The 25,134-nt window shown below is 65.6% G+C and carries 23 protein-coding genes; 3 read left to right on the top strand and 20 right to left on the bottom strand.

Annotated features, from left to right (window positions below):
* Positions 1-3: 3 nt before the first annotated feature.
* The 17 genes from ACW5E8_RS11705 to ACW5E8_RS11625 all read right to left on the bottom strand — a co-directional run bounded on the left by ACW5E8_RS11705 (position 4) and on the right by ACW5E8_RS11625 (position 19,837).
* Complete coding sequence (locus ACW5E8_RS11705) at positions 4-660, bottom strand: hypothetical protein (RefSeq protein WP_456965698.1); 657 nt, start codon at positions 658-660, stop codon at positions 4-6.
* Positions 657-1,496, bottom strand: coding sequence for a DUF2092 domain-containing protein (locus tag ACW5E8_RS11700; RefSeq protein ID WP_456965697.1), 840 nt, complete (start codon positions 1,494-1,496; stop codon positions 657-659). The genes ACW5E8_RS11705 and ACW5E8_RS11700 overlap by 4 nt, the downstream gene beginning before the upstream one ends.
* Positions 1,497-1,757: 261 nt before the next feature.
* On the bottom strand, positions 1,758-2,564 hold the full coding sequence (locus ACW5E8_RS11695) for a transporter (RefSeq protein ID WP_456965696.1): 807 nt from the start codon (positions 2,562-2,564) through the stop codon (positions 1,758-1,760).
* Positions 2,565-2,583: 19 nt separating this feature from the next.
* Complete coding sequence (locus ACW5E8_RS11690; RefSeq protein WP_456965695.1) at positions 2,584-3,021, bottom strand: hypothetical protein; 438 nt, start codon at positions 3,019-3,021, stop codon at positions 2,584-2,586.
* A 13-nt stretch (positions 3,022-3,034) separates the two neighbouring features.
* Positions 3,035-3,817 carry a hypothetical protein gene (locus ACW5E8_RS11685; RefSeq protein ID WP_456965694.1) on the bottom strand — a complete coding sequence of 261 codons (783 nt, stop codon included), beginning with the start codon at positions 3,815-3,817 and terminating at the stop codon, positions 3,035-3,037.
* 56 nt (positions 3,818-3,873) lie between these two features.
* Entirely contained in the window at positions 3,874-5,079 is a 1,206-nt protein-coding gene (locus tag ACW5E8_RS11680) for a hypothetical protein (RefSeq protein ID WP_456965693.1), read from the bottom strand.
* Positions 5,080-5,327: 248 nt separating this feature from the next.
* Positions 5,328-7,700: an arylsulfatase gene (locus ACW5E8_RS11675; RefSeq protein ID WP_456965692.1), complete on the bottom strand. Its 2,373-nt coding sequence runs from the start codon at positions 7,698-7,700 to the stop codon at positions 5,328-5,330.
* Between the two features lie 164 nt (positions 7,701-7,864).
* Positions 7,865-8,821 (bottom strand): SphA family protein, encoded by a 957-nt coding sequence (locus ACW5E8_RS11670; protein WP_456965691.1) that lies wholly within the window; start codon positions 8,819-8,821, stop codon positions 7,865-7,867.
* A 169-nt stretch (positions 8,822-8,990) separates the two neighbouring features.
* Positions 8,991-11,354 carry an arylsulfatase gene (locus tag ACW5E8_RS11665; RefSeq protein WP_456965690.1) on the bottom strand — a complete coding sequence of 788 codons (2,364 nt, stop codon included), beginning with the start codon at positions 11,352-11,354 and terminating at the stop codon, positions 8,991-8,993.
* Between the two features lie 40 nt (positions 11,355-11,394).
* Complete coding sequence (locus tag ACW5E8_RS11660) at positions 11,395-11,775, bottom strand: hypothetical protein (protein WP_456965689.1); 381 nt, start codon at positions 11,773-11,775, stop codon at positions 11,395-11,397.
* 15 nt (positions 11,776-11,790) lie between these two features.
* Positions 11,791-12,315 (bottom strand): YidH family protein, encoded by a 525-nt coding sequence (locus tag ACW5E8_RS11655; RefSeq protein ID WP_456965688.1) that lies wholly within the window; start codon positions 12,313-12,315, stop codon positions 11,791-11,793.
* Positions 12,312-12,680, bottom strand: coding sequence for a DUF1622 domain-containing protein (locus ACW5E8_RS11650; protein WP_456965687.1), 369 nt, complete (start codon positions 12,678-12,680; stop codon positions 12,312-12,314). The genes ACW5E8_RS11655 and ACW5E8_RS11650 overlap by 4 nt, the downstream gene beginning before the upstream one ends.
* 2 nt (positions 12,681-12,682) lie before the next feature.
* Positions 12,683-13,669: a formylglycine-generating enzyme family protein gene (locus ACW5E8_RS11645; RefSeq protein WP_456965686.1), complete on the bottom strand. Its 987-nt coding sequence runs from the start codon at positions 13,667-13,669 to the stop codon at positions 12,683-12,685.
* The gene (locus ACW5E8_RS11640; RefSeq protein WP_456965685.1) at positions 13,666-15,099 is read right to left on the bottom strand and encodes a class I SAM-dependent methyltransferase; all 1,434 of its coding nucleotides are present in this window, start codon (positions 15,097-15,099) and stop codon (positions 13,666-13,668) included. The genes ACW5E8_RS11645 and ACW5E8_RS11640 overlap by 4 nt, the downstream gene beginning before the upstream one ends.
* Entirely contained in the window at positions 15,099-16,583 is a 1,485-nt protein-coding gene (locus tag ACW5E8_RS11635) for an arylsulfatase (RefSeq protein WP_456965684.1), read from the bottom strand. Before ACW5E8_RS11635 ends, ACW5E8_RS11640 begins: the two co-directional genes overlap by 1 nt.
* 178 nt (positions 16,584-16,761) lie before the next feature.
* On the bottom strand, positions 16,762-17,364 hold the full coding sequence (locus ACW5E8_RS11630) for a lipid-binding SYLF domain-containing protein (RefSeq protein WP_456965683.1): 603 nt from the start codon (positions 17,362-17,364) through the stop codon (positions 16,762-16,764).
* A 169-nt stretch (positions 17,365-17,533) separates the two neighbouring features.
* The gene (locus tag ACW5E8_RS11625; protein WP_456965682.1) at positions 17,534-19,837 is read right to left on the bottom strand and encodes a PAS domain S-box protein; all 2,304 of its coding nucleotides are present in this window, start codon (positions 19,835-19,837) and stop codon (positions 17,534-17,536) included.
* Between the two features lie 187 nt (positions 19,838-20,024).
* Here ACW5E8_RS11625 and ACW5E8_RS11620 point away from each other — a divergent pair, with 187 nt between their 5' ends.
* The 3 genes from ACW5E8_RS11620 (at position 20,025) to ACW5E8_RS11610 (ending at position 22,294) form a co-directional block, all read left to right on the top strand.
* A complete protein-coding gene (locus tag ACW5E8_RS11620) occupies positions 20,025-20,639 on the top strand; it encodes a response regulator transcription factor (protein WP_456965681.1) in 615 nt (204 codons plus the stop codon).
* Between the two features lie 100 nt (positions 20,640-20,739).
* Complete coding sequence (locus ACW5E8_RS11615) at positions 20,740-21,135, top strand: response regulator transcription factor (RefSeq protein WP_456965745.1); 396 nt, start codon at positions 20,740-20,742, stop codon at positions 21,133-21,135.
* Positions 21,136-21,145: 10 nt separating this feature from the next.
* Entirely contained in the window at positions 21,146-22,294 is a 1,149-nt protein-coding gene (locus ACW5E8_RS11610) for an AI-2E family transporter (RefSeq protein ID WP_456965680.1), read from the top strand.
* A gap of 21 nt (positions 22,295-22,315) precedes the next feature.
* On the opposite strand, the gene ACW5E8_RS11605 is transcribed toward ACW5E8_RS11610, so the two are convergent.
* The 3 genes from ACW5E8_RS11605 to ACW5E8_RS11595 are packed head-to-tail and all read right to left on the bottom strand — an operon-like array spanning position 22,316 to position 25,121.
* The gene (locus ACW5E8_RS11605) at positions 22,316-22,819 is read right to left on the bottom strand and encodes a hypothetical protein (RefSeq protein WP_456965679.1); all 504 of its coding nucleotides are present in this window, start codon (positions 22,817-22,819) and stop codon (positions 22,316-22,318) included.
* Positions 22,820-22,863: 44 nt separating this feature from the next.
* A complete protein-coding gene (locus ACW5E8_RS11600) occupies positions 22,864-23,916 on the bottom strand; it encodes a DUF2955 domain-containing protein (RefSeq protein WP_456965678.1) in 1,053 nt (350 codons plus the stop codon).
* A complete protein-coding gene (locus ACW5E8_RS11595) occupies positions 23,913-25,121 on the bottom strand; it encodes an HlyD family secretion protein (RefSeq protein ID WP_456965677.1) in 1,209 nt (402 codons plus the stop codon). Before ACW5E8_RS11595 ends, ACW5E8_RS11600 begins: the two co-directional genes overlap by 4 nt.
* Positions 25,122-25,134: the final 13 nt, after the last annotated feature.

Genomic DNA, 25,134 nt, shown 5'->3' with positions numbered 1-25,134 from the left:
CGGTCAGGGCGTCACGACCACGTACACGACGTCGTCGCCCTGCATCTGCTGCTGGTAGTAATAGCCGCCACAGTAGTAGTACGGCGTCGCATAGGTGTGGACGATCGGGCAGCCGGACGGCACCGCGGCGTACATCGAACCGACTGCGATCGCCGTTCCAACCGCGGCGCCCACCGCGATGCCGGCAGCAACCGGATAGCGCACCCCGTTGCCCCAGCCGTACCCACCGTCGACATCGATGTTCACGTCACCGCGGTCAATATTGACGTCGCCGGTATTGACGCGGTTTCCTGTATTTGTACGGTCGCCGGTATTGACACGATTGCCGGCGTTGGCACGGTCGCCTGTACTGGCCCGGTTGCCGCTGCCACTCATCCGGTTGCCCGCGCTGGCCCGGTTGCCCGCGGACATGCTGCCTCCACCCCGGCTGGCACTGCCCCGGTTGGCACCGCCCCGGTTGGCCGCACCCATGGAGGCGCCGCTCACCGAACTGCGCGCCATCGAGCGACCGCCCCCACCTCCGCCGCCGCGGCGAGCGGATGCGTCCTCGGGGATGAGCATGGCCACCGCCCCAAACAGGAAAACCGCGGCAAGCAGGGCCGTGCGCAAAGTAGTGCGTGGCGTTGCGAGCGTTCTGCCCGGCGTGCGCTGGATGTTCATTTGTCACCTCCATCGGCGACCAGCTTGGTGTTGTACGGGATCTTGGTGGCGCCCGGGGGCGGCACGAACGTGAACGACTTCGCGTCCATGCGCGGCTTGGTGTCCCACTGCAGGATCGCCTCGTACTGCGGATCACCGACTTCGTAACGGGTGGTGATGAGCAACTTCCGTGGCAGTGCCTGCGCGCCTTTCTCCACCCACAGCTGCCAGTCGACGTTGGGCTGCCGGAACGCCAGATGGTCGGTCAACACGCCATCCACCACGCTGTCTCCGACCAACAGGCCGACCCGGACGTCTTCGGTAAGGTCGCCGGCTTTGCCGTGGTACAGCATGTCGATCAGCGGCATCTCGACTCCGGCATCCAGCAGCACGCGGACGAGTTCGCCCAAGGTGGCTGGGGCTGCGGTCTCGGCGTATACGTTCAGGTCGGGCACCAACATGCTCACTTGCGCGCCGTCGTAGACATAGGTGCGATTCTTGATGTCGCCCGCGACTTCAATCCGCATCCGGGTGGGTGCATCCACCCACATGCGCGCCGATTCGTTGTGCTGCAGTTTGTAGCCGAACGGCAACACTTCATCGCGGGTGATGTGCGCGGTCACCGCATATCGCTTCAAGCCATCGAAGGTGGCGGCCATCCGGTCCAGCACCGCCTGGGCATCCGGCGAGATGACGGAATCGAACTCGAGTGACGCCGTTTCATCGGTATCGATTGCGGCATCGACCTCGGCGTCAGCGGCATCCTGGGCCGATGCGGGCATCAGGCCGGCCGCGGCCAGCAACAGGCCACCCATGGCGATCCGTAGCCAGTGGCGATAGGGATTGGAAGTAGCCATGAACGTTTTCTCCGTTGATGGGCGCATCGCGCAAGGCGGACCCGCACTGCGCACCGCGATTCCAGCACTTCCGCCCCCCGGACGAAATTGCCCCAAGGGGCAATTCGCGCTTCGGGTCCGATTCGTAGCCTGCCTCGGCGAGCTTCTGCAGCTGCTCGGCCGTAGGCGCGCCCTGCGCGACGGCTTCCGTTGTTGCCAGCGCTTTGAAATGACGGGTGCGGAACACCCACAACTGCCGCCTCCCTGGTCCTGGGCGCCCGCTCATTTCTTTGGATAAAGGAGCGTGAAGGTGAACCGCAGGCCCCACTCGGCCCCGGTGTCGGGTGCCTCCATGTAGTAGCGAACTCCGCCCTGCCAACTCACCATTTGCTGACCGATGCGACCGACCTGGCTGTAGCCGATGTTGAGCGGCACCGTCCACTGCGCGTTCTTCCAGTCGTAGGTGGATTCGATCGCGACCGATACGGTGCGACCCTTGCCCAGACTCTTGGCCATGAAGGGCTGCAGGTAGGTGGCGCTGATGCCGGCTCGATCGCTGTCTCCCGCGAACGACCACAGATGATTCGCCAGCGCGCCGTACGTCCAGCCGGATCGGGTCTGCCTGAGCGCGACCGCCGTGGGACCGGCGCCCCATTTCTCGCCGCCGAGGAGGTCATCCGTCGCGGTCGGAACCAGCAACGCGGGACCCACGCCCCAGGTCCACCCCCCTTCGGTCAAGGCTTTGGGCGAGAAGAACAGGCTCTGCAAGGTATCGCCGAGGCCGAACTGGCTGCCTGCGCCGGGAAACACGTCCTGCTGGTAGACGACCGGCAGGATCGTCCGCGAGATCATGTTCCAGCTTTCGCCGATCGAGACCGGGATCACCGGCTGCACGTTGATCGTGAACTTGTCGCCATCGTCCAGCGGACCGATACCATCGTCGTAGTTGAGTTGCATCGGCACGCTGGTGAGGCTGGCGATGGGATTCGACAGTTGCCTGGCAAGCTCGTCGGCGTTCTGGGCCCATGCCGCCGGCGCCGCCACCAGCAGCGCCAACACCAAGATCGAACGATTGCGCGGCTCGTACATGACGGTCTCCCGACGGCTGCTAGTTGACGCTATAGCCCCGGCCCTGCATGCAGGCGCCGTACGCGCGGTAATAGGTATCGAGCTGTTGCGACTGCTGCGCCTGCGCCTGTTGCGCATGCGTCGCCTGGTTGATGCGCGCGCGGCGTCCGCCTGCCAGCGCGCCGATGGCGGCGCCCGTGCCGGCATCGTCGCTGACGACCTCCCCGAGCACGGCGCCGCGCGCCGCGCCGCGGATGCGCTCTCCCTGCGGTCCCTTGGGTGCGGTCAGCGTGCCGGCCACGGTTGTCGGATCGATGCCGGTGTCCTGCTTCGCCCAGGCCAGGCACTGGCTGTCGTCCTGGCCCTGCTGTTCGGCACTCTGTCCCTTGCCGGGATAGGCGCTTGGTTTCTGTGCCCATGCCGATGCCACGCATGCGGACAGGGCGACGGCGACCATGATGCGGATCAGCTTGCGCATTGCGTTCTCCTGCTCAGAACATGAACCCGTAGCCGACCATCGGCCCGTTCAAGGTGATCTCGGTGGAGCTGTCTCCGGTCTCGAATTCGGCCGAGAGGTAGCGGTAGCCGAACAGCCACGCGCCATGCTTCATCCGGTACGTCCCCACCACACTGGCGTTCCAGGTGCCCTCGGTGTCGCCGAAGGAACCGTCTCCGCGCAATGTCACGCCCCAGCGATCGGAAAGTGCCCACGTGTAGCGCGCGCCGACCATGAGGTCGCTGAAGGAATCGCCGCCGTCGAAGGTCGTCGATTCGAACTGCGGATTCTCCGGGTCGAACCGCACGGTCAGGTCGACGTCGATGTAACGCAGGCCGGCGAACAGGTCCCATCCCCGGTAGCGGCCTTCACCAGGGCTCCATACGGCCGCCAGTTCGAACAGGCGCGTATCCAGGTCGGCTTCCGTGTGGAAGCGGGGGTGGTCGTTGCTGTCCGCCAAGCCGAGGAACGTGAAGTCCGTGAACATGCCGAGATGTTCGCCCTGCCCTTCCACGTGGAGCTGGAAGGCGCCGTCGATCTTGTCGACGATATCGTCGAAGCCGGTATCGTTGCTGATGCCGCCCGCAGGCGGCACGCCCCTCTCCAGATCGGTGCCGATGCTCACGGCCCATCCGTACGGCGCCACCATCCACTCCCAACCGCCACCGTCGGCCGCTTGTGCCAGGGGCGAAAGACCGGCGACACACAGCGCGGTTCCGAGCGCCGCACGTCGCAGGTCCCTGCCCTTGGTTGGTGAGGTCTTCATCAGTGCATTCATCGCAACTCTCCTTCGGAAGGGATTCGAACGCGGCAACCGCACGCTTCCACCGGACATCACAGCAGCACCTGGACCAGGCGACGCAGCAGCTCCGGCAACGAGAACACCGTGAACACCAGTGGCAGGAACGGAAGCACGATGGCGGCCAGTACCTGGATCACCACGCGGGTGTCGAAGGGCATCGGGCGCATGCCGCGCACGATGTCGTAGCTACCCGCAAGGTCGGCGAGGGATTGGATGTCCGCACTGCCAAGAAGCGCTTCGTCGCGCGGCGCCTCGCCTTGAAGCCATTTGCGGTCGAATTCGTGCACATAGGAGGAGGCCAGTCCGCCGTAGCCGCTCAGCGCCGTCCGCCGCGTTTCGATGAGGCGCATCGTGAACAGGGACAAGGGCAGCAGGACCACCACCAGCAGCGTCACCGCGAGGGCCACCAGCTCGATGCGGAAGTCGAGCACGTTGCGGCCGTCGAACAGCACACGGCTGGCAATGAATCCGGACACGGTGATGGCTTGTGCGAGCAGCAGCGGCACGAAGCCGGCCACGCTGTCCTGCAGGAAGCCGAGCCCGCCTGCGCGGTCGGGATGGGCTGGCGTGAGATGCAAGGGCAGCCGCGACACCTGCCACAGGAAACGTCCCCAGATGTACAGGCGGAAGTAGAGGCGCAGGATCATGAACTGCGACAGCGGCACGCTCGCATGCACGAACCACCAGCCCGCACGCGTCAGGTCGACCCGCCCGGCCTGGACGTTGGCGTACCAGGTGCTGGCCGGAAGCGCAGGGGCGTAATGCCATGCCAACGGTGCCGCGACGAACACGATGGCCAGGATCGCGAACTCGACCAGCGCGGAATCACGCAGGCGAACCGCCGAGGCGACAGCCTCCTCGAAACGCGGCACGACATCCGCCGACACGACCTGGCTTCGCCGGAACTGTGCAACGACTTCGGCAAGTCGCCGGTGGAGGATCACGTCCGCGAACAGCAGCAAGGGCAATGCCACCAAGAAGCGTGCATAGGCTTCGACGTCCGACAGGAACGGAATCGTGACGCCAGACACTGCGCTGCCTTCCGCGATGCTGAGCAGAAGCAGCGGCAGCCACGCGAGCGCGACGATCGCCAGCATGCGGCGACGCAGGAGTCTCAGCGGCGGCCGGGCGAGGCGCATCTTGAGCAGCAGTCGATACAGCGGCCCTCCCAGCACGAGCGAGAAGTCCTCGGTGCCGATGGACGCTGCCGGGTGTCGCTCGCCGGCCCTGCGCTCCATCTCAGAGTACGCCCGCGATCTTGATCGCCAGCGAGGCCCGGGCGGCGTCCATGTCGGCCATGAAGGTCGCATCCGAATGGAGGTGGGAGGCAGCCGGCGACGGCCGTCGTGCGCAGGACGTGGACACCCGAGCCGGCAGGGGGCCATCCTTCGCCGACCTGGTCTCGGCCCTGGCTCTGTTCTGATCGCCAACAACGAGGAGACTCATCGCGCCCTCCTGCTTCATCACCCGGGCACAGACAGTCCCGCTACTGCCGAGCCATCGCCACGCGCATGGCTTCCTCCGGCGACACGAGGTGATCGGAGTCTTCCGCAGCCTCCGCGATGGCCAGCTGGACGCCCCTGACGGTGCCGTTGAACTCGTTGTCCTGCGGGCCGAAGTCGGGCGAGACCGAAGCCCCGGTGTCACAGCCGACATCGAGGCCATCATCGGCCGAGAACACCATCGGGGCCGTCGCCTCGACCTGGCCCTTTCCTACCTGCTTGCCGTCGATAAGGAGGGTGACCGCCCCGCCCTTGCCAAGTCCCCCGCCTGCATAGGCGAACTCCATGCGGACCTGATGGGATCCGGCCGGGATCGCACTGTCGGACTCGGCAAAGAAGTGCTTTACGCCGATCAGGTTGTAGCAGTACTTGAGCTTTCCCTCTTTGGCATAAAGCGCCCAGCCACCGATATTGCCGCCTTGCGCGATGATCACGCCGTGCGCGCCGCCATCCGGCACATCGATCTCCGCTGTCACCGAGTGCGACTTGTTCTTGATGCTGATGACGGAGTTCTCCGAAAGCCGTCCCATGCCGCCGAAGAGGATCTGCGTATTGCCGCGAATGAGGACGGGGCGGCCTGCCAGGTCGGAGTTGAAGCGTTCAGCGGCGCGATCGTCGAGCGGCAGTACGTTGTAGCGCGTCGCCTCGATCAGCCAGAGCCGCTGCAGGTCGCGCAGCTTGTCCGGCTTTTTCTCCGCGAGATCACGCGCCTGGCTCCAATCCGTGCTGGTGTCGTAGAGCTCCCACGTGTCGTCGTCGAACGCCGGAATCTTGTCGCCGACCAGTAGCCACGGCGTCTTGTGCCGCGTCACGGCCGTCCAGCCCTTGTGGTAGATGCCGCGGTTGCCGAACATTTCGAAATACTGGGTCTCGCGGCGTTCGGCGGCCTTTGCGTCATTCATTGAGTACACCATGCTGACGCCTTCGATCGGCGCCTGCTGGATGCCGTCAACCGACACCGGATGCGGCAGGCCCGCCACCTCCAGGATGGTTGGGGCGACGTCGATGACGTGATGGAACTGCGAGCGGATCTCGCCCTTGCCCTTGATCCCCGTCGGCCAACTCACGATCGTGCCGTTACGGGTGCCGCCCCAATGGGACGCGACCTGCTTGGTCCACTGATAGGGCGTGTTCATCGCATGCGCCCAACCAACGGCATAGTGGTTATAGGACTCCGGCCCACCCAGCTTGTCGAGCCGTTCCATCAGGAACTCGGGAGTCTCCAGCGCGGCCAAGCCGTTGAAGTTGGCCATCTCATTGTAGGCGCCGATCAAGGTGCCCTCGGCCGACGCACCGTTGTCGCCGATGATGTAATAGATCAGCGTGTCGTTGCTCAGGTCCAGCTTGTCGAGCGTGTCGAAGAGGCGGCCGACATGATGGTCGGCGTACTCGAGGAAGCCTGCATACACCTCCATCTGGCGCCGGAGCACCGGCTTCATCTCCTCGGGCATGGTGTCCCAGGCGGGGATCTGCTCGTGCCGCGGGGTAAGCGCACAGTCCTCGGGAATGACGCCGAGCTTCTTCTGCCGCGCATAGGTCTCTTCGCGCAGCTTGTCCCAGCCCTGGTCGAACTTGCCCTTGTACTTGTCGGCCCATTCCTTCGGCACGTGGTGCGGCGCGTGGGTCGCGCCGGGCGCGAAATAGATGAAGAACGGCTTGTCAGGCATCAGCGCCTTCTGTTGGCCGATCCAGCCGATCGCCTTGTCGGTCATGTCCTCCATGAAGTGATAGCCCTCTTCGGGTGTCTTCTTCACCTCGATCGGCGTGGTGCCCTCGTAGAGCGACGGATACCACTGATGCGCCTCGCCACCGATGAAGCCGTAGAAGTACTCGAACCCGCCGCCACCCGTGGGCCACGCAGTGAACGGGCCGGCCGGGCTGGTTTCCCACACCGGCACTTCATGGCATTTGCCGAACTGTGCAGTGGCGTAGCCGTTGAGTTTCAGCGTCTTCGCCAGCGGAGCCATGGTGTTTGGCAGAACCGATGAATAGCCAGGAGAGCCGGTGGCGGCCTCGGTGATGCAGCCCATGCCGACCGAGTGATGATTGCGACCGGTGAGCAGGGCCTGGCGCGTCGGCGAGCAGAGCGCCGTCGTGTGGAAGCGGTTGTACTTCAGGCCCCGCGCCGCGAGGCGCTCGGCATTCGGCGTGTTGCAAGGTCCGCCAAACGCGCTTGTGGAGCCGAAGCCTGCATCATCGATCAGGATCACCAGCACGTTGGGCGCGCCCTTGGGCGGGCGCAACTGCTCGATCGGCGGGAATTTTGTATCCGGGTCCTTCGCGTCATAGGTGATCAGGCCTATGCGGGGAGATGAGGGAATGGGCAAAACAGTTCGAGCCATCTTTTCGTCGGACATCGCCATATTCCTTCCTGATCGCGTTCATTGATTCTGCGGCGCGGAAAAGAGTGGCCTCAATTGGACCTAGGGCCTAATTCGAGTGTCGGCCGATGGGCGTGGATGCAGCTCAGGCCCAGGATGTCGGCCGGACACATGGCCGGCCGGAGCGGTGCAGCGGGATGCTATCGGCCGAGGGGGATGGCCAACGTCACCCACGCGTTCCAGCCCGATGGACGATTCCTTGCATCGAACTCGTAGATGCCTTTGGCGTTGACGTAGCCTTTGTGTGCGCCCAAGGGGAAGAAGTACCCCACTTGCGGCGCGATGCCTGAGACTCGGGACTTGAAATCGCCGAGCACCGCCCCGGCGCCGCTGTCGCCGGTGACTTGTCGATAGAAGTAGCCGCCCAGCCCGACATGCGTTGCCTCGGACAGGAACTGCGACGCCGCCCAGTCCAGATGCGCGCTGACGCCGTTCTGGTAGCCCGTGTCCGGGTTCTCCCAGTTGTGGGTCACGCCAACTGCGGCCGAGAACTCGCGCCCCTTGGTCGAATTCAGGTAGGTGTAGCCACCGCCCACATCGACCGACCAGTGGTTGCTGCCGAGATTGGCAAGGCGATCGGCCCGATAGGATCCGACCGGCACACCCGCCATCGTGTAGACCATGTTGTTGTGGTTGCCATGGTTCCATTTCAGCGACGCTGACGGATAAAGATCGCCTACGCCCTGGAGCGAATCGCGCAAGCCGCCTGTAAACGTATTGCCGAGCGGCCCCTGGAGCATGGCGGTCGTCTCGACATCGACACGTCCCACGTACCCGGCAATGGAAAACGCGGCCTGCCCGCCAGCGACCGGTGTCTTTACTACGAAAGTCGGCGCGAGGAGCAACAGGTCGACTCGTACATCGAGGCCAGCGGCGATTCGCCCGCCGCGGGGAAACGACTGCGCGGCGTCGGCATCGGTAGTGGCGTGGTAATAGACCATGCCGAGCGACCAACCCGGGTCGCCAGGTGCCGCCACGAAACTGGCGAATTGCCCCGGCATCCAGAAGCTCACGCCGCCCTCATCGGCGAGGACAGCTGGCGTTGCGGCGAGGCCGGCCCAGGCAACCGCCAACGTGAGCCAGCTCCGAGGATTCATCACGACCTCCTTCGGCCGGAGCTCTCAGTAACATTGTTCATCACCGCGTCGACGTTGAATCCCATTTCGTGCCGCTGCATGACCACGCCTGCGGGCACTGGGCCGGCCAGCCACCAAAAGTCCTCACGATCCAGTTCTTCCCGGCCATCAACTCGACCGCCGCCAGTTCTTACTGCCGCGCCATCGCCAGCGTGAAGCGCTCCTCCGGCGAGATCAGGTGGTCGTTATCGTCCTTCTCCAAGTCGATCTGCACCCAGTTGACCTGACCGGAGAACCGGTTGCCCGTTGCCTCGTAGTCCGAAGACACGGGTGCGCCGGCATCCTCGCCGAGGTCGCAGGTCTCTGTGCCGAACGCCATCGGCACGGTCTGGTCGACACGGCCTTCGCCGTCTTTCTTGCCGTCCACGTACAGCGACACGGTGCCGCCCTTGGCAGTGCCGCCGCCGTCGTACTTGAACTCCATGCGGACCTGGTGCTTCCCTTCAGGAATGGGCTGCGTGCCCTCGGCAAAGTACTCATTGATGCCGAAGAAGTTGTAGGAGTGCTTCAACTTGCCGTTCTTGGCGTAGAAGCTCCAGCCGCCCGTCATGCCGCCCATGGCGACGATGACGCCTTCGGCGCCGGATTTCGGCACCTCGATCTCCGCGGTCAACGAGTACGACTTATTGTGGGTAGCGACGATCGAACCTTCGCTCAACCGGTTCATGCCGCCATACAGCAGCTGCGTGTTGCCCTTGATGAGCTGGGGCCGGCCGGCGAGGTCCGGGTTGAAGCGCTCGAACAGGCGCTCGTCGAGCGGGAGCACGTTGTACTTGACCGCTTCGATCAGGAACAGCCGCTGCAGCTCGTACAGCTTCTCCGGATTGTCCTTGGCCAGGTCCTTCGACTGGCTCCAGTCGGTATTGGTGTCATACAGCTCCCAGATATCCTGATCGAAGGTACGGTCGTAGAAGCCTACCCAAGGGATGCCATGCCGGGTCACGGCGGTCCAACCCCTGTGGTAGATACCCCGGTTGCCGAACATCTCGAAGTACTGTGTTTCGCGTTGCTCCGCCGCCTTGGCGTCATTGAACGCGTACAGCATGCTGGTGCCCTCGATCGGCGCTTGTTGCACGCTGTTGACGATCATCGGAGCAGGTATCCCTGCCGCCTCGAGCACCGTCGGCGCGATGTCGATCACGTGATGAAACTGCGTGCGGACCTCGCCCTTGGCCTTGATACCGTTTGGCCAGTGGACGATGGTGCCGTTGCGGGTGCCGCCGAAGTGGGACGCCACCTGCTTGGTCCATTGCAAAGGCGTGTTCATCGCATGCGCCCAACCCACCGCGTAGTGGTTCGATGCTTCCGGCCCGCCGAAGTCGTCGATCTTGCTCATCAGGAACTCAGGCGTTTCCAGCGTACCCATGCCGTTGAGCACGGCGATTTCGTTGAAGCAGCCATTCGGCGTCCCCTCTGCTGAAGCGCCGTTGTCGCCGATGATGTAGTAGATCAGCGTGTCGTCGAGGATCTCCAGGTCCTTCAGGGAATCGAGCAGGCGGCCAACATGATGGTCGGTATGCTCGAGGAACGCCGCATAGATCTCCATCTCGCGCCTGAGGATCGGCTTGAGCGCCTCCGGCATCTCATCGAAGGCGGGAATCTCGGCGGGCCGCTCGGTGAGGACAGCATCAGCGGGAATCACGCCCAGCTTCTTCTGCCACGCGAACGTCTCCTCGCGCTGCCGGTCCCATCCGCCGTCGAATTTTCCCTTGTACCTGTCGATCCAATCCTTCGGCACGTGATGCGGCGCGTGGGTCGCGCCAGGTGCGAAATAGATGAAGAACGGCTTGTCGGGCATCAGCGACTTCTGCTGGTGGATCCAGGCGATCGCCTTGTTCGTCATGTCCTCGGTGAAGTGGTAGCCCTCTTCGGGTGTCTTGCCCGGATTTATCGGCGTCGTACCTTCATAGAGGCCTGGATAGTACTGGTCGGTTTCTCCGCCGATGAAGCCGTAGAAGTACTCGAACCCGCCGCCGCCGGAGGGCCATTGGTCGAAGGGGCCCATCGCGCTCGTCTGCCAGACCGGCACCTCGTGGCACTTGCCGAACTGCGCCGTCGAATAGCCGTTGAGCTTGAGCGTCATGGCCAGCGGCGCCTTGTTCTTCGGCAGCACTGACGAGTAGCCCGGAGCCGAGGTCGCGATTTCACAGATGCCACCCATGCTCACCGAATGGTGGTTGCGCCCGGTCAGCAACGCCTGGCGCGTCGGCGAGCAGAGCGCGGTGGTGTGAAAGCGATTGAACTTCAGTCCGTTCTTCGCCAATCGCTCGGCAGCCGGCGTGTGGCAAGGTCCGCCGAACGCGCTCGATGCGCCAAACCCCACGTCGTCAATCAGGATGACCAGCACATTGGGCGCGCCCTTCGGCGGACGCAGTTGCTCGATCTTCGGATACTTCGCGCCCGGGTCTTTGGCGTCATACGTGGTCACACCCACGTGCTGGAGGTCCGGGATGGGCAGGATGCTGCGTTGGATGTCATTCTTTTGGGTGGACATGGGTATCTCCTTGGGAGCACAGAAGAGCAGTTCCGGGTCATCAACCGAACTTGCGCACCAGGCGGTTGACCAGTCCGCGCAGCATCAGATAGGGCACGATCGCCAGGACGATCGCGACGACGACGGCCTCGCCCGGATAGACGAAGCGCGCGACCATCACCTGGTAGACGACGTCCAGGACCAGCGCCAGGATGAAAACCTTGCCGACGTGCTTCCAGCCATCCAGTTCCATCTCCCGGCGGTGCTGCGGATCCTTCAGCAGCCCCCAGAAGTACGGCGGCTTGTCCCACTTCGCATCCTTCAAGCCATCCAGGACCGCAAAGATGGCGGCCATGGTCGGTTGCAGGAGCAGCCTGAGTTTCATCGGCCCGCTGACCCGGTCGATCATGTTCTCGACGAAGCGCATCCACATGTCGTCCATACCGAGCTCCCGGACCTACTGTTGGAGAAACAGCCAGGCAGCCGTGAATCCGCCTGCCAGCACCAGCAGCACCGTGAGCATGATCACGGCGCGATGCAGCGGCCTGAATCGCGCTTTCTCGATGTCCTCGTTGACGTGCCAGTAGCGGTACAACGACCACACGATCAGCACCAGGCCGATGACGACCATCCCGGCACCAGCGTGCTCCGAGCTGCGCAGCATCGGACCGGTCTGGTTGGCCGCCACCTTGCCCTGCTCCTGCAGGAACACGCTGAAGCGGTTGATGGTGATGCCGAATCCGATCAGCGAGATCGCGGTGCGCAGGTAGGACAGGTGGGTGCGTTCGTTCGACAGATGCGATCGCAGGTCGGACAGACCGGTGCGATGCTCCGACAGGTTGGTGCGGTGCTCCGACAGCTGGGTCCTGTGCGTCGAAAGCAGGGTCGACGCGGTACCGCTGTCCTTGCCTTCCACCGACCTGGCCAGCGCTTCCGGCAGCGGCTTGACGCGGTCGCCTGCGGGATCATGGGGAGTATTCACGAAGCCTCCGCCGGGTTGCCGGGCGCGTCTTTCAGCTGCGCCGCTTCTTCCAGGTCGCGTTCGAGGAAGTAGTTGAGGAAGGTGCGGATCAGCGCGATCGCAGCGAGCTGGCCGATGTCGTCCCAGCTGGGTGCGATGGCGCTGCGCACGATGTCCGCCGCGAGCATGAACTCCAGGCTGAGCACCAGCCAGCGGGCCAGGACCAGCCACGCCGCACGGCGCACGCCATGCGTATCCACGCGCGCGATCAGCGGCACCACGAGCCGGTACAGGGACTCCATCGCGCCGATCACGATGATCAGCACCGAGGCTGCCTCGAGCGCCAGCGCCACGGCATTGGAGAGCTCGCGGAACAGCGCTTCCATCGCTAGTCGCTCCCCCGCCCGGCACGGACCACGCAGCGGAAACCAAGATGCGACGTCGAGGTATCGACCGGCTGCGACATGCGTGCGGCCGGGCGATAGCGCTGGCAGTAGTTCGGCGCGCACAGGTGCGAGCCGCCCTTCATCACCTTGCGCGGGATGCGGATGTGCGGCTGCGCCGGATCGAAACTGGCGTCACGTGCACCGCCGCGCGGATTGCTTGGAATGCAGCAGGCCTTGGCTGCAGGTTCGGCGTGGCGCTGGCTGTACCAGTCGCTGGTCCACTCCCAGACGTTGCCGATCATGTCCGACAGCCCGTGGGCATTGGCTGGATACGTGCCGACCGGCGAGGTGCCGACATGCCCGTCCTCGGCGAGGTTCTGCCAGGGAAACTCGCCTTGCCACGTGTTCGCAAGGTGTCGTCCGCCCGGTGCGAGTTCATCGCCCCACGCAAATTCGGTGTCGGCGCCTGTGCCACGCGCCGCCCATTCCCACTCGGCTTCGCTCGGCAGTTGCTTGCCGACCCACTGTACATAGGCTTCGACGTCGACATGTGCCACATGAACCACGGGGTGATCGTCGCAGCCATCGATCGAGCTGCACGGCCCCAGCGGATGACGCCAGTCGGCGCCGGGCACAAACTGCCACCACTGGTAGTGATTGACCAACGACACGCGATGTGTCGGTGGCACGAACACCACCGATGCGGGGATCAGCATCGAAGGATCGGCGCCGGGGTAATCGGATGCATCCGGCGCGGTTTCGCAGAACGTGACATGTCCGGTCGCTTCGACGAACCGGCGGAACTGCGCGTTGGTCACCGGTGTGGCGTCCATCCAGAAGCCGTCCACCTTGACCGGGTGCGCTGGCGCTTCCTCGGGGTAGTGATGGTCGGAACCCATGCGAAACGTCGCGCCGGGGATCCAGACCATGCCGGGAAACGGACACGGTCCCGGCGCGGCGACGGGCATGGCTTCAAGTATCGCGCTCATAAAAAATCCCGTTGGTGGTCATAAGAGTTGCAGGGGCCCGCATCAGCTTTCGATCGGGTCGGCCGGTATGACAAGTCGAACACCACTTGGTCGTAACGCCAAAGTCGTTCGAACAGGATCCGCGCGGTCTGGCGTCGCTCGCAGTCCGGAGCCAGCTCGCCGATTGAGCGCGAACCGTCGATCGCATCAAACAAGACCTTCTGTCGGGCGTCGATCGGCAAGTAGATATCTGCGTAGGAGTGGCTGCGATTGATGAGGACTGCGGCGGATTCTGCGGGCAGGCGCTCCTGCACCGCGATGGTGTCGGGCTTCCTGATTGGCACGTAGTCCAACCATGCCTCGTCGTCGAAGGTGATCTCCGCGTGGCGTACACGGTCGTTGCGGTATGCAATCAGGCTGTGCTGCCTCATGGTTCCGCGGAACAGCTCCATCGCGGCAAACTGCCCTTCCGGATCTAGTTGTGCCAGCAGCGCGTGATGGGGCGTAACGAGTGGCGCGCCGCAATATGGCAGGTAAGGCGCTTGCAGTATCCAGCGCCCGAACACCAGGTCGGCCGCACACAGAAAGTCCAGCGCCTCCGGCACGGAGTACGCCCGGTCCTGCGGGTGCAGCAACGCATCCGCCAGGCCGGCCTCGCTTTGGAAGTCGCGGGCGTTATGCAGCAGCGGTATCAGCGCGTGGCCTGCCGGCAACATGTCCAGGCTTGCGGCGAGTTCCTGTATTTCCTGCCGTGTCGTGCCAATTCCGAGCCGGCGGCAGTACTCCTGCAGCATGTAGATCCCGGCGCGGCCATAGGGCGCATACAACATCAGGTGCATGGCGCCACCAGGTTCGAGGACTTCGCGCAGCGCCCGTAAACCAGTGTCTGGGCTCGACAGGTGGTGCAGCACACCGGTGCAGACCACTTGTTCGAAACTGCGTCCGAGATCGACAACGCGCTCGACCGGCAATTGATGCAGTTCCAGGTTCTCCAGACCGTACCTGTGCTTGAGCTTCCGGGTTTCCTCGATGCTGGCAGCGCTCAGATCGATGCCGGTCACGCGTGCATTTGGCCAGCGCAGCGCGTACTTCGCGACCTGTGAAGTGCCGCAGCCCGCGACCAGAATGCTGCGGTCATCGCGATAAGATTCGGCCGGCCAGAACAGATGGGCATCGGCTCGCCGCCGTGCGTCGTCCCACGCTTGGCGGTAGCGGTCGAGGTCATCGACCGGCGGCGGATACGGGTGGCGCTCGTAGAAAGCGCCCACGGCCTGCGCGATCCTGTCGGCCCCCCCTTGGCCAGCTTCGTCGTCCGTCATTCCACCCCAGCTGAAACAATCGTGCGCATCGGGTTCGCACGCGCGCCCGCCTCCGACGGGCGCGTCGCGCTTCGGCGCCGGTGCACTGCCGCCGCAATGCGGCAGTACATCGTTTGCAGTAACGACTTCCATCACCCGCCCTGCAGGCCTGCCGAGATCGATGCCATCACGTGATCAAGGCTGAAACTTCCCGGCTTCTGGCTGGGCGGGAACTCCTTGAAGCTCATGAGGAACTTGCCGACGATGGCCTGCGCCGGCACCAGCAGGAACGCACGGTCCAGGCGCCACTTCGGATAGCCGATACCAATCTCGTGGGCTTGCTCGAATGGATCTGAGCGCAGGTTGTTCAACATCGGGAACCGCAAGGCAACAAACGGCTCCTGCCAGACCTCCAGGCCCTCGGCACGCTGCACCTGGAACGTAAGCTTCCAGTTGTCGTAACGCAGCGCGACGATCGAACCGTCATCATTGAAGTACATGAACTCGTGCCGTGGGCTGGCGCTCTTGCCGCCGAGCGCATCGGTGATGTTGTATCCATCCAGATGGACCTTGAACGTCTTCTCGCCGATCTCCATTCCCGTGAGCAACTGCTTCTTGACATCGGGCACGCCAGCAGCGGCGAGGAGCGTCGGCAGCATGTCCTCGTGTGCGAACAGGTCGTTGTTCACCGTTCCCGGCTCGATCATGCCCGGCCAGCGAAGCGCGCAGGGCACCCGGTAGCCACCCTCCCAGTTGGTGTTCTTTTCGCCGCGGAACGGCGTCGTGCCGCCATCCGGCCAGCTGAAGGATTCGGAGCCGTTGTCAGTCGAGTACATGACGATGGTGTTCTCGTCTAGCCCGAGCTCCTTGAGCTTGGCGAGCATCTGCCCGACGTGACCATCGTGTTCGACCATGCCGTCGGGATAGGTGCCCAGGCCTGTCACGCCCTGACTCTCCTCTTTGAGGTGGGTGAAGATGTGCATACGGGTGGCGTTCCACCATAGAAAGAACGGCTTGTCCTCGTTCTTGGCCTCTTCCATGAAACGCAGCGCCTCCTTGGTGACCTCCTCGTCGATGGTCTCCATGCGCTTCTTGCCCAGCGGACCCTTGCTCTCGATCTTCTGGGTGCCGTCCGGGTTCGCCCAGCAATGGAGCACGCCGCGCGTCTTGTACTTCTTGATCATCTCCGGATCTTTGAAGTAATCGGGATTCTCGAACTCCTCTTCGGCATTGAGGTGGTAAAGCGAGCCGAAGAACTCATCGAAACCATGCGCGGTGGGCAGATGTTCGTCGAGGTCACCGAGGTGATTCTTGCCGAACTGACCGGTCTTGTAGCCCTGTCCTTTGAGCAGTTCGGCAATCGTCACGTCGCGCGCCTTGAGCCCTTCCTGGGCGCCGGGCAAACCGACCTTGAGCATGCCGGTGCGGAAGCCGACCTGCCCGGTGATGAAACAGGCGCGACCAGCTGTGCAACTCTGCTGGCCATACCAGTCGGTGAACAACGCACCTTCCTTGGCGATGCTGTCGATGTTGGGCGTCTTGTAGCCCATCATTCCCTGGTTGTAGGCGCTGATGTTCCAGTAGCCGATGTCGTCGCCCCAAAGTATGAGGATGTTGGGTTTGCGCTCGATTGCCATGGTCAGCTCCGCATCTCACGGTTGAAGGGGGTGCATGACACCTGTTTCATCCGCCAGCCCGAACGGGTACTTGGCGAATATCGGTCACGGCGGCATTGATCGCCGCCTACCGGTCCTCGCGCGACTTGTTCACCGCTACCTCCAGCGAGCTACCGATGGGGTGCACGGATTGCCGGCACTAGTTGAGATCCTTGTCGCGGTAGTACCTGGTGCCTTTCACAGTCAACTCGGCGGCGAGTCCGTCGTCGGTGATCTGGTAAACCCAGACGCCCGGCGAGACCGACATTGCGCCCGCGTAGGCGGCGCCCTGGCCGCCGGCCTGCGCGGCGAGCGTCGCCTGGCCGCCGAACTCGAAGCCCTTGGTGACGAACTCGTCGTACGCCGCCTGCGTGTCGAACACCCACACCACCCGGAACTTCTTGACGCCGAAGCCGATGCCGGCCTGCACCTCGGCCATGCGCATGAAGATTTCCCGCCCCGCCCTGTCGACCGCCAGGCCCCTTCCGGAGCCGCCACCGGCGACCAGGATCTTCATGCCGAAGTTGCTGAATACCGCGTGCCCGGCCGCGCCTTCCACCGCCTGCCTGGCGCCCGGCTGCGTGGCGTAGAGCTCCTGCAACGTGCTGCGCGCTGCCGCGCGCACCTCATTGCGTTCTTCCTCCACCGCGGCTGCGCGTTCCTGGCCGGGTGCCGCATCGCGGATGTTGCTGCTGGTGCAGCCAGCCAGCACCAGCAGGGCCAGCGCTGAACACTGGAGCCAGGCGAACTTGGATACTTTCATGGCGCGGTTCCTCGATGCGACTCGTTGCAAGCCATATGCGCGCGGGACGACGTACGCCGTGTGGGGGAGGCGACCTGTCTGTGACGCATGGAAGCAGGAAACGCGCACGGGCCCAATTGCCCCTTGGTCGCATCGGTTCAAACGCGGGCGGCTCGCTTTGGCCGCGTCCTCAGGTGGGAGCCGGCCCTAGGCCACGCCCGTCCTGCGCGCCACCATCGGATCCGGGGTGGTCACTCGCGGGCAGGCTGAAGGCGAGCGTTGCGCCGGGACCCGCGTTGTTGGTGGCCCACAAGGTGCCGGCGTGGGCATTGATGATCGTCCGACACACCGCAAGCCCGAGGCCGAGGCCCTCGCGCTTGCTGGTGACGAACGGCACGAAGATGCGCTCGGTGTCTCCGTCTGGAATGCCCTTCCCGATGTCCGAGACCGACACGGTCACCCGGTTGTCGGCCGCCAGCACGGTCACCACCGAAAGCTCGCGGCCATGCGCGAGGTCGTTCATGGCATCGCTGGCGTTCATGATCAGGTTCAACAGCACCTGCTGCAGCTGCACCTTGTCCCCGTGCACGCGCGGCATGCCCTCGGCGAGGTCGAGCACCACCTCCACGCTCCTGTTCAACAGGTCGCTGCGGATGATGCGCAGGACGTCCAGCACCACTTCGTTGACGTCGAGGCTTCCGTAGTCGGAGAGCTCCTTGCGCAGCAGCGCACGCAGGCGGCGGATGACCTCGCCCGCGCGCTTGTCGCTGTCGACGATGTTGGCAAGGGCGTCGCGCACTTCCTCGAGGTTGGGCGGTGCGTGGGCCAGGAAGCGGACCGCCGCCTGCGCGTTGGCCAGGATCGCGGTGAGCGGCTGGTTGAGCTCGTGCGCCAGCGAACCCGACAGCTCCGCCAGCAGGGCCAGCCGCGACAGGTGCGCAAGCTCGTCGCGCTGCAGCGCGATCTCGCGCTCCATGCGGATCCGTTCGCGCAGGTCCATCACCGACACCAGCACGAACGGGCCGGACTCCATCGGGATCGGGTTGAGCGCCACATCGATCGGGATCCGGGCCCCGTCCTTGTGCAGGCCGTACATGTCGCGGCCGTTGCCGATGGCGCGCTGCGCGGCCATGAACCTGGTCCGATCGGCATGATGGACGCGGCGGAACCGCGCCGGAACGATCCGCTCCACCGGCATGCCGGCCAGCTCCGCGCGCGAGTAGCCGAACAGCGCTTCCGCCTGCTGGTTGGCAAGCGCGATGCGGCCTTCCGGATCGGTCATCAGCATGGCCAGGGGTGCCTTTTCGACGACCAGGCGGAACCGCTCCTCGGCGTGCTTGCGCTCGGTGATGTCGACCAGCACCCCGTCGATGCGCGTCACCGCGCGCCCGTCGCCTGACTCGGCCTGGCCGCGGGCCACGAGCCAGCGCGTGGTGTCGTCGGGAAGCAGGATCCGGTACTCGCACATGTAGGCGCCATCCGCGTTCAGCGCGTCCCGCAGCGCATCGTCGAAGCGATGGCGGTCTTCGGGATGCACGCGTTCGAGCAGCCGCGCCATGTCGAAGGCCTCGCCGGGGCTGCACCCCAGCAGGCGCAGCGCGTGATCCGAGAACCAGGAGCGCCCACCGGCCATGTTCCAGTTCCAGAGCCCGACATCGGCGGCGTGCACCGCTTGGTCCATCCTGCGCCGGGTCTCGTGCAGCCTCAGCTCGGCGGCAGCCAGGTGCCTGGCCAGCTGGCCGGCCCGAAGCAAGTCGCCACCGAGCTCATACCCCATCCCCAGCAGCACGAACAGGAAGGCGGGACTGAAGGCCAGCGGACCCCGCACCTCGCCATGCACCACCGCCCAGGTCCATTCGCCGGAGAACAGGACGAACAGCACCATGCCGCCGCCGACCACCAGCACCCTGCGACGATCGGGGGAGGGCCCGCGGCGCCAGACCTGCACGATCGCGCTGGCGATGAACAGCACCAGCAGCAGCACGCTGGCATGGCCCAGCGCCATCCACGGGCTGGGGAGCGCGCCTGCGGGCACCGAAATGGCATCGCCGCCCCATACGGGCAGCGTCCGCAGTTCCGCAATCGAGTGGAAGTTGAGGTTCGCGCCGGAAAGGAAGTTGGGCGCCAGGCATGCAATCCGGCTCAGGCAGGCCGCCACCGCCAGGGGCATGCTTCCGGCACGAAAGTGCACGAGCACGAATCCGACGAGCCCCACGACCAGCACCGCGATGGGGACATGGGCCCAGCGCACCAGGTCGCCGTACTCGTCCGGCGTCCGCGCGCGCATCAGCGCCAGTTCGAACATCGAGATGAGCGCGACCGAGACCGCGGTCAGCGCGAACAGGACGTTGGCGTGCTGGCTCCTCTGCCTGCACCAGATGACGAGGTGGATGCCCGCGAGCGTGAGGCTCGCAGCCGCCACCATGGGCCACACCAGGTTGATCCAGCTCAAGCCCAGCATTCCGGCATCGACCCCGTTGGCGAGCGCGGCCAAGTCTACTCCCGGAAGCGGGCCGTGCCCGCCTGCGCGGGTGCCGGCGCGGACGCCGCTGCGGTGCCGTCCATCGGACGGGCGCCTCCCCGGCCGCCGTGGCGGCTTGCAATGCGACGCATGGGCGCGCATACCCGTCGCACAGGGCAACGGTTGCCAGCGGATGGCGACTCCAGCAGGTTTATGGACGATGGACGCCCATGACACTGTCTACGTAATCGACGACGATCCCGACGTGCGCGATGGTTTGTCGCGCCTGCTCCGCGCCATCGGCTGGGACGTGCGCGCCTATGCGACCGCCGATGCATTCCTCGAGGAGCGGCCCGGCCACCTCGACGGCTGTGTCCTGCTGGACGTCAGCATGCCCGGGATGACCGGGCCGGAGCTGCACGACCGGATGCGCGAGGACGGCAACACGCTGCCGGTGATCTACCTGACCGGTCAGTCGACCCTCGCGATCGGCGTGCGGGCGATGAAGCAGGGTGCCCGCGACTTCCTCGAAAAACCCGTCGATGAAGCCGTGCTCGTGCCGGCCATCGAGCAGGCCATCACCGACCATCGAACAGCCCGCGAAGCGCAGGGTCGCCTGGACGGCATCAGCCTTCGGCTCGACCGGCTGTCGCCACGCGAACGCGAAGTCATGGACCACGTGATCGCAGGACGCCTGAACAAGCAGATCGCGGCCGATCTCGGCATCGCGGAGAAAACCGTCAAGGTCCACCGCGGCCGCGCCATGGGCAAGATGGAGGTGCGGTCGGTCGCGCAGCTGGTGCGGCTGTGCGATGCGGTCGGCGTGGGGATCTAGGCGCCGCGAACGGATGGGATCATGGTCCCATTCTCCGTCTGTCGCCCCAGGGCTAAGGTCGCCACAGTACGGCGACCACAGGACCTCCGACGTGGCCAAGATGTCCGGCATCGGGCGCTCCGTGATCGTGTACATCGTCGATGACGATGAGGCCGTCCGCGAGGGCTTCGCCAAGCTGTTCCGCTCCGCCGGCCTGGATCCGCGCCCCTATGGCTCGGCCGAACGGTTCCTTGGCGAAGTGGTGGACGGCGAGGATGCCTGCATCCTGCTCGATATCACCATGCCGCGCATGACCGGCATGCAGGTGCAGGCGGAGTTGAAGGCGCGCCAGCTGAAGCTGCCGGTGATCACCGTGTCCGCGCGTGACGACGAGGACACGCGCTCCATGGCGCGCAACCTGGGCGCACGGATGTTCCTGCGCAAACCGGTCGACGACCAGGCTTTGCTCGACGCGATCCACTGGGTCACCAGCCGGGACCAGGGCGGCCAACGGTAGGAGATGCCCCATGCCCGCCTCGCCGCTGCCGGAGAAGGCGCTGTCGCGCGACCTGCTCGATGTACTCATCCGCGCCGGCCTGGTGTTCGCGCTGGCGGTCTTCTGCTTCCGGATCTTCCGTCCGTTCCTCGACCTCCTGCTCTGGGCGGTGATCCTGGCGATCACCTTCTACCCGCTGGACTGCAACCTGAAGCGAAGGCTGGGCAACAAGGATGGCCGCGCCGCCACCGTGATCGTGCTGCTCGCGCTCGGCGTGCTGCTGGTCCCGATCTACCTGCTGGGCATTTCGCTGGCCGGTTCCGCGCAACATGCGATCGCCGTCGTCAAGGACGGCGGCTTCCATATCCCGCCGCCATCCCCGTCGGTCGCGGATTGGCCGCTGGTCGGTGGACGCCTGCATGCCGTGTGGCTGCAGGCGGCAACCGACCTGACCAGCCTGGCCCAGAAGTTCGCGCCGCAGCTCAGGGAGACCAGCCTGGTCCTGCTTGGCAAGCTCGCGGCGCTGGGCATGGGCCTGCTGGTGTTCATCGCGTCCCTGATCGTCGCCGGCATCATCATGGCCTACGCGCAGAACGGCCATCGCAGCGCCGTGCAGATCGCCTCGCGCGTGTTCGGCGCCGACAGGGGCCCCGGGATCACCGCACTTTGCACATCCACCATCCGCGCGGTGGCGCTGGGCGTGGTCGGCATCGCCTTCATCCAGATGCTGCTGATCGGCGTCGGCTTCGTGCTCATGGACGTCCCCGGCGCCGGCTTGCTGGCGCTCGCGGTGCTCCTGCTGGGCATCATGCAGATCCCGGCGACGCTGGTGACGCTGCCGGTGATCGTGTTCGTCATCGCCACCCAGGGCGTCAGCGTGGCGACGATCGTGTTCTCGATCTACGTGTTCGTCGCGGGACTCGTCGACAACGTGCTCAAGCCGCTGCTGCTGGGGCGCGGCGTCGCGGTGCCGATGCCGGTGATCCTGGTCGGCGCGGTGGGCGGGATGGTCACCAACGGCATCATCGGCCTGTTCATCGGTCCCGTGGTGCTGGCGGTCGCCTACCAGCTGTTCTGGCAGTGGGTCGAAGAGCCGCTGCAGGACGAACCGGCCCGCCCTGCCCTGATCCGGGAGAATGACACCTGCCGTCCCGACCTGGGCCGTGGGCGATGCCAGTGAGCGAGGAAGCCTTCGTCCGGCCTATCCGCCATGACCATGGTGGCTCCGCACGCCAAGGCTGCGATAGAGCCGGACGATGGCTTCCTCGCTCACCAGCATCACCACGATCACCACGATCAGCGTCACCAGCCCATGGAACCTGCCGTCGAAGCGGACGCTGTCGCCGAACGTCAGCGAGAGCGCCTCGAGGATCACGAACTTCGACCCGAACAGCACCAACCATGCGAAGAAGAACCGCAGGAACCGCATGAGGCCACCGGCGCGTGCGTTGAAGAACACCGCGACGCGATGTTCGACTGCGATTGTCAGCTTCAGCAGTGCCTGCAACAGCACCGCCGCCAGCAACGAGACGGTGAACGAGTCGATCGTCACCTTGTCCGAGTATTCGACGAACAGGTTGAGCACGACCAGGTCGATCAGGATCGCGGTGAAGTAGCGCATGAACAGACGCTGCCGGTTCGTGGGTGCGGTCGCCAGGGCCGGCATGAGCGCAGCGTAGGCAACGGCTTTAGCATCGATATGCATGGCGTCTTCTCCGGGGTTTGCGGCGACTCGGTGGAGGATCCCGATCAGCGGATCACGGATCCTGGCGGTGCGGGACGAAGCGGGAATGCGCGGTACCAGACGAGGTGCATCGTCCCGACCGCGAAGGCGCCGGCGAGCGCGAACTGCGACAGGCGCGCCAGCCACAGCGACAGCGAACCCGGCCCCGACGCGATCGCGGAGCCGAGAATGATCAACATGGCATTGCAGGCGACCAGCGCCACGGCGCCCATCGGACCGCCGGCGACGATGCGCTGGCCGAAGCCCAGCAGCACCACGCACAGCAGGATCGCGAGGAACGGCAGGCTCGGCGTGGTCAGCAGCAGGCTGTGCAGGACAAGGCCGAGCAGGCCGCCGGCGAAGTTGCCGAGCACCATGCCCAGCGCCTGCGCGCGACCGGACTGCAGGTCGAAATTGACCACCAGCATCACCGTCGCCACCAGCACAGGCAGCACGTCGGCCAGGCCGAACAGCAGGTAGACCAGCATCACCGGCATCACCACCGCGGTCGAAAGCAGCGCGCGCGCCAGCGGCGTCGCGGTGCTGGCGCGCGCGGCCGGCTTTGGCACCGGTACTGGCAAGCGCGGCCAGGGCAGGTGGACCAGGGCGATCACCACCAGCGCCAGCGCGATGCCCCGTACCAGTGCCACCGGGAAGGCGCCCGCCTCCGCGGGCGCGATCATCACCACGACCGGAATGGTCGCCAGGCAGATCAGCAGCAGCATGAACGGCAAGGCCGGGCGGCCGCCGAGCATCGCCAGGAACGCCAGGAACATGCACAGCGCAATCAGCCCGAACAGCACCACGGGCGTGCCGCGCAGCAGCGAGGCGATCACGAATGCGAACAGCGCCGCCGCCGCCATCGCCACCACCAGCACCAGCGCCAGCTTCAGCGGCGGCCGCATCGGCAGGTTGGCCAGCAGCACCGCGGCGAGCACGGGGGCGAGGAACGACGGTGCCCACTGCAGGGCCTCGCAGGCCACGAACGCGGCCGTGACCCCGACCGCGAAGCGCAGCGTCGCGTGCAGCCTGGCATCGGCGTGCTCGGCTGGCCTGGGAGTGGCCGGCTGCGCGCTCATTGCAGGTAGCTCAGCTTGGCGATCATCCAGATCCAGGCGCGCGACAGCGGGTTGAGCAGCGAACGCTCGCGGGTGAGCACCACCACGTTGGCCTGCGCGCCGCTGCGGCCGGGCGGCAGCGGCTGCACGCCATCTGCAGGCGGATCCAGCACGATGCGCACCGGGAAGCGCTGCGGCTCGCGCAGCCAGCCGCTGGGCGCCGGCACTTCGGGCAGCTGGCCGGTCGGCGCCTCGCCGCCCTGCGCAATGCCCCAGCCGACGCTTTCCACGCGCGCGGCGAACACCCTGCCCGGCCGATCGTCGAACACGACGTAGGCGCGGTTGCCGGCGGCGATGTTGCCCAGCTGGTTCTCGCGCATCGCCGCGGTCACCCAGCGCGGGCCGTCGGCGACGAAACTCATCACCGGTTGGCCGCGGCTCGCGAACTGGCCCGCGGAGAGACGCAGGTTGGTGACCGCGCCGTTGGCGGGCGCCACCACCGTGGCGTGGCGCAGTTCGAGCTCGGCCTGCTCCATCGCCACCAGGGCCTGCCGCACCTGCACGTTGCCGTTGCCGGCGTCGCCGAGGCGGATGCGCGCGCGCTCGGCTTCGGCCTGCGCGCGGCTGGTCTCGGCGCGGGTCTTGGCGATGTCGGCGCGGGCGCGGATCGCCGAGGTCTCCGACAGCGCGCGCTTGGCCGAAAGGTCGAGCACGATCTTGCCCAGCTCCTGGCTCGCGGCCAGGTCGACGCGCTGGCGCTGCAGCTGCGCATCGGCCACGCGCACGTCGGCCGCGGACGAATCCGCGCCCTGCTCCGCCGCGGCCAGGTTGGCCTGCGCCGCGCGCAGCGCGATCTGGAATGGCAGGGGATCGATGCGGAACAGCACCTGCCCCTTCTCCACCTCGTGGTTGTCGCGCACGCCCACGGCGACCACCGGCCCGCTGACCTCGGGCGCGATCTGCACGAGGAAGGTGTCGATCGAGGCCTGCGAGGTGTACGGCGTGATCCGGTCTGCGAACAGGTGGTAGACGAACAGCGCGAACAGCACGGCCAGCGTCACCTGCACGATCCGCCGGACGCGCCGCGCGCTGCTCGCCGTGGCATCGGGCTGCGGAGCCGCGGCCGGTGGCGGGGACGCGGGCGGCGGTGGGGACGCGGGCCTGGGCTGCGTCGCGTCGCCCGGGAAGGCGGCGGTCACGGGTCCGGCGTGGAGCGGGTTCGGCATCGGCGTGTCCGTC

The organism is Luteimonas sp. A649 (genome assembly GCF_054072735.1).
The sequence above is the reverse complement of the archived record's forward strand: the minus strand, read 5'-3'. Positions and strand labels throughout refer to the sequence as shown.

Excerpts from the sequence above, each read along its gene's own strand:
- ACW5E8_RS11600 (WP_456965678.1), bottom strand. The coding sequence starts at position 23,916 with ATGAGCGCGCAGCCGGCCACTCCCAGGCCAGCCGAGCACGCCGATGCC.
- ACW5E8_RS11695 (WP_456965696.1), bottom strand. The coding sequence starts at position 2,564 with ATGTACGAGCCGCGCAATCGTTCGATCTTGGTGTTGGCGCTGCTGGTG.
- ACW5E8_RS11635 (WP_456965684.1), bottom strand. The coding sequence starts at position 16,583 with ATGGCAATCGAGCGCAAACCCAACATCCTCATACTTTGGGGCGACGAC.
- ACW5E8_RS11645 (WP_456965686.1), bottom strand. The coding sequence starts at position 13,669 with ATGAGCGCGATACTTGAAGCCATGCCCGTCGCCGCGCCGGGACCGTGT.
- ACW5E8_RS11605 (WP_456965679.1), bottom strand. The coding sequence starts at position 22,819 with ATGCATATCGATGCTAAAGCCGTTGCCTACGCTGCGCTCATGCCGGCC.
- ACW5E8_RS11630 (WP_456965683.1), bottom strand. The coding sequence starts at position 17,364 with ATGAAAGTATCCAAGTTCGCCTGGCTCCAGTGTTCAGCGCTGGCCCTG.
- ACW5E8_RS11700 (WP_456965697.1), bottom strand. The coding sequence starts at position 1,496 with ATGGCTACTTCCAATCCCTATCGCCACTGGCTACGGATCGCCATGGGT.
- ACW5E8_RS11615 (WP_456965745.1), top strand. The coding sequence starts at position 20,740 with ATGTCCGGCATCGGGCGCTCCGTGATCGTGTACATCGTCGATGACGAT.
- ACW5E8_RS11680 (WP_456965693.1), bottom strand. The coding sequence starts at position 5,079 with ATGGAGCGCAGGGCCGGCGAGCGACACCCGGCAGCGTCCATCGGCACC.
- ACW5E8_RS11650 (WP_456965687.1), bottom strand. The coding sequence starts at position 12,680 with ATGGAAGCGCTGTTCCGCGAGCTCTCCAATGCCGTGGCGCTGGCGCTC.
- ACW5E8_RS11610 (WP_456965680.1), top strand. The coding sequence starts at position 21,146 with ATGCCCGCCTCGCCGCTGCCGGAGAAGGCGCTGTCGCGCGACCTGCTC.
- ACW5E8_RS11660 (WP_456965689.1), bottom strand. The coding sequence starts at position 11,775 with ATGGACGACATGTGGATGCGCTTCGTCGAGAACATGATCGACCGGGTC.
- ACW5E8_RS11675 (WP_456965692.1), bottom strand. The coding sequence starts at position 7,700 with ATGTCCGACGAAAAGATGGCTCGAACTGTTTTGCCCATTCCCTCATCT.
- ACW5E8_RS11685 (WP_456965694.1), bottom strand. The coding sequence starts at position 3,817 with ATGAATGCACTGATGAAGACCTCACCAACCAAGGGCAGGGACCTGCGA.
- ACW5E8_RS11690 (WP_456965695.1), bottom strand. The coding sequence starts at position 3,021 with ATGCGCAAGCTGATCCGCATCATGGTCGCCGTCGCCCTGTCCGCATGC.
- ACW5E8_RS11595 (WP_456965677.1), bottom strand. The coding sequence starts at position 25,121 with ATGCCGAACCCGCTCCACGCCGGACCCGTGACCGCCGCCTTCCCGGGC.
- ACW5E8_RS11705 (WP_456965698.1), bottom strand. The coding sequence starts at position 660 with ATGAACATCCAGCGCACGCCGGGCAGAACGCTCGCAACGCCACGCACT.
- ACW5E8_RS11665 (WP_456965690.1), bottom strand. The coding sequence starts at position 11,354 with ATGTCCACCCAAAAGAATGACATCCAACGCAGCATCCTGCCCATCCCG.
- ACW5E8_RS11640 (WP_456965685.1), bottom strand. The coding sequence starts at position 15,099 with ATGGAAGTCGTTACTGCAAACGATGTACTGCCGCATTGCGGCGGCAGT.
- ACW5E8_RS11620 (WP_456965681.1), top strand. The coding sequence starts at position 20,025 with ATGGACGCCCATGACACTGTCTACGTAATCGACGACGATCCCGACGTG.
- ACW5E8_RS11670 (WP_456965691.1), bottom strand. The coding sequence starts at position 8,821 with ATGAATCCTCGGAGCTGGCTCACGTTGGCGGTTGCCTGGGCCGGCCTC.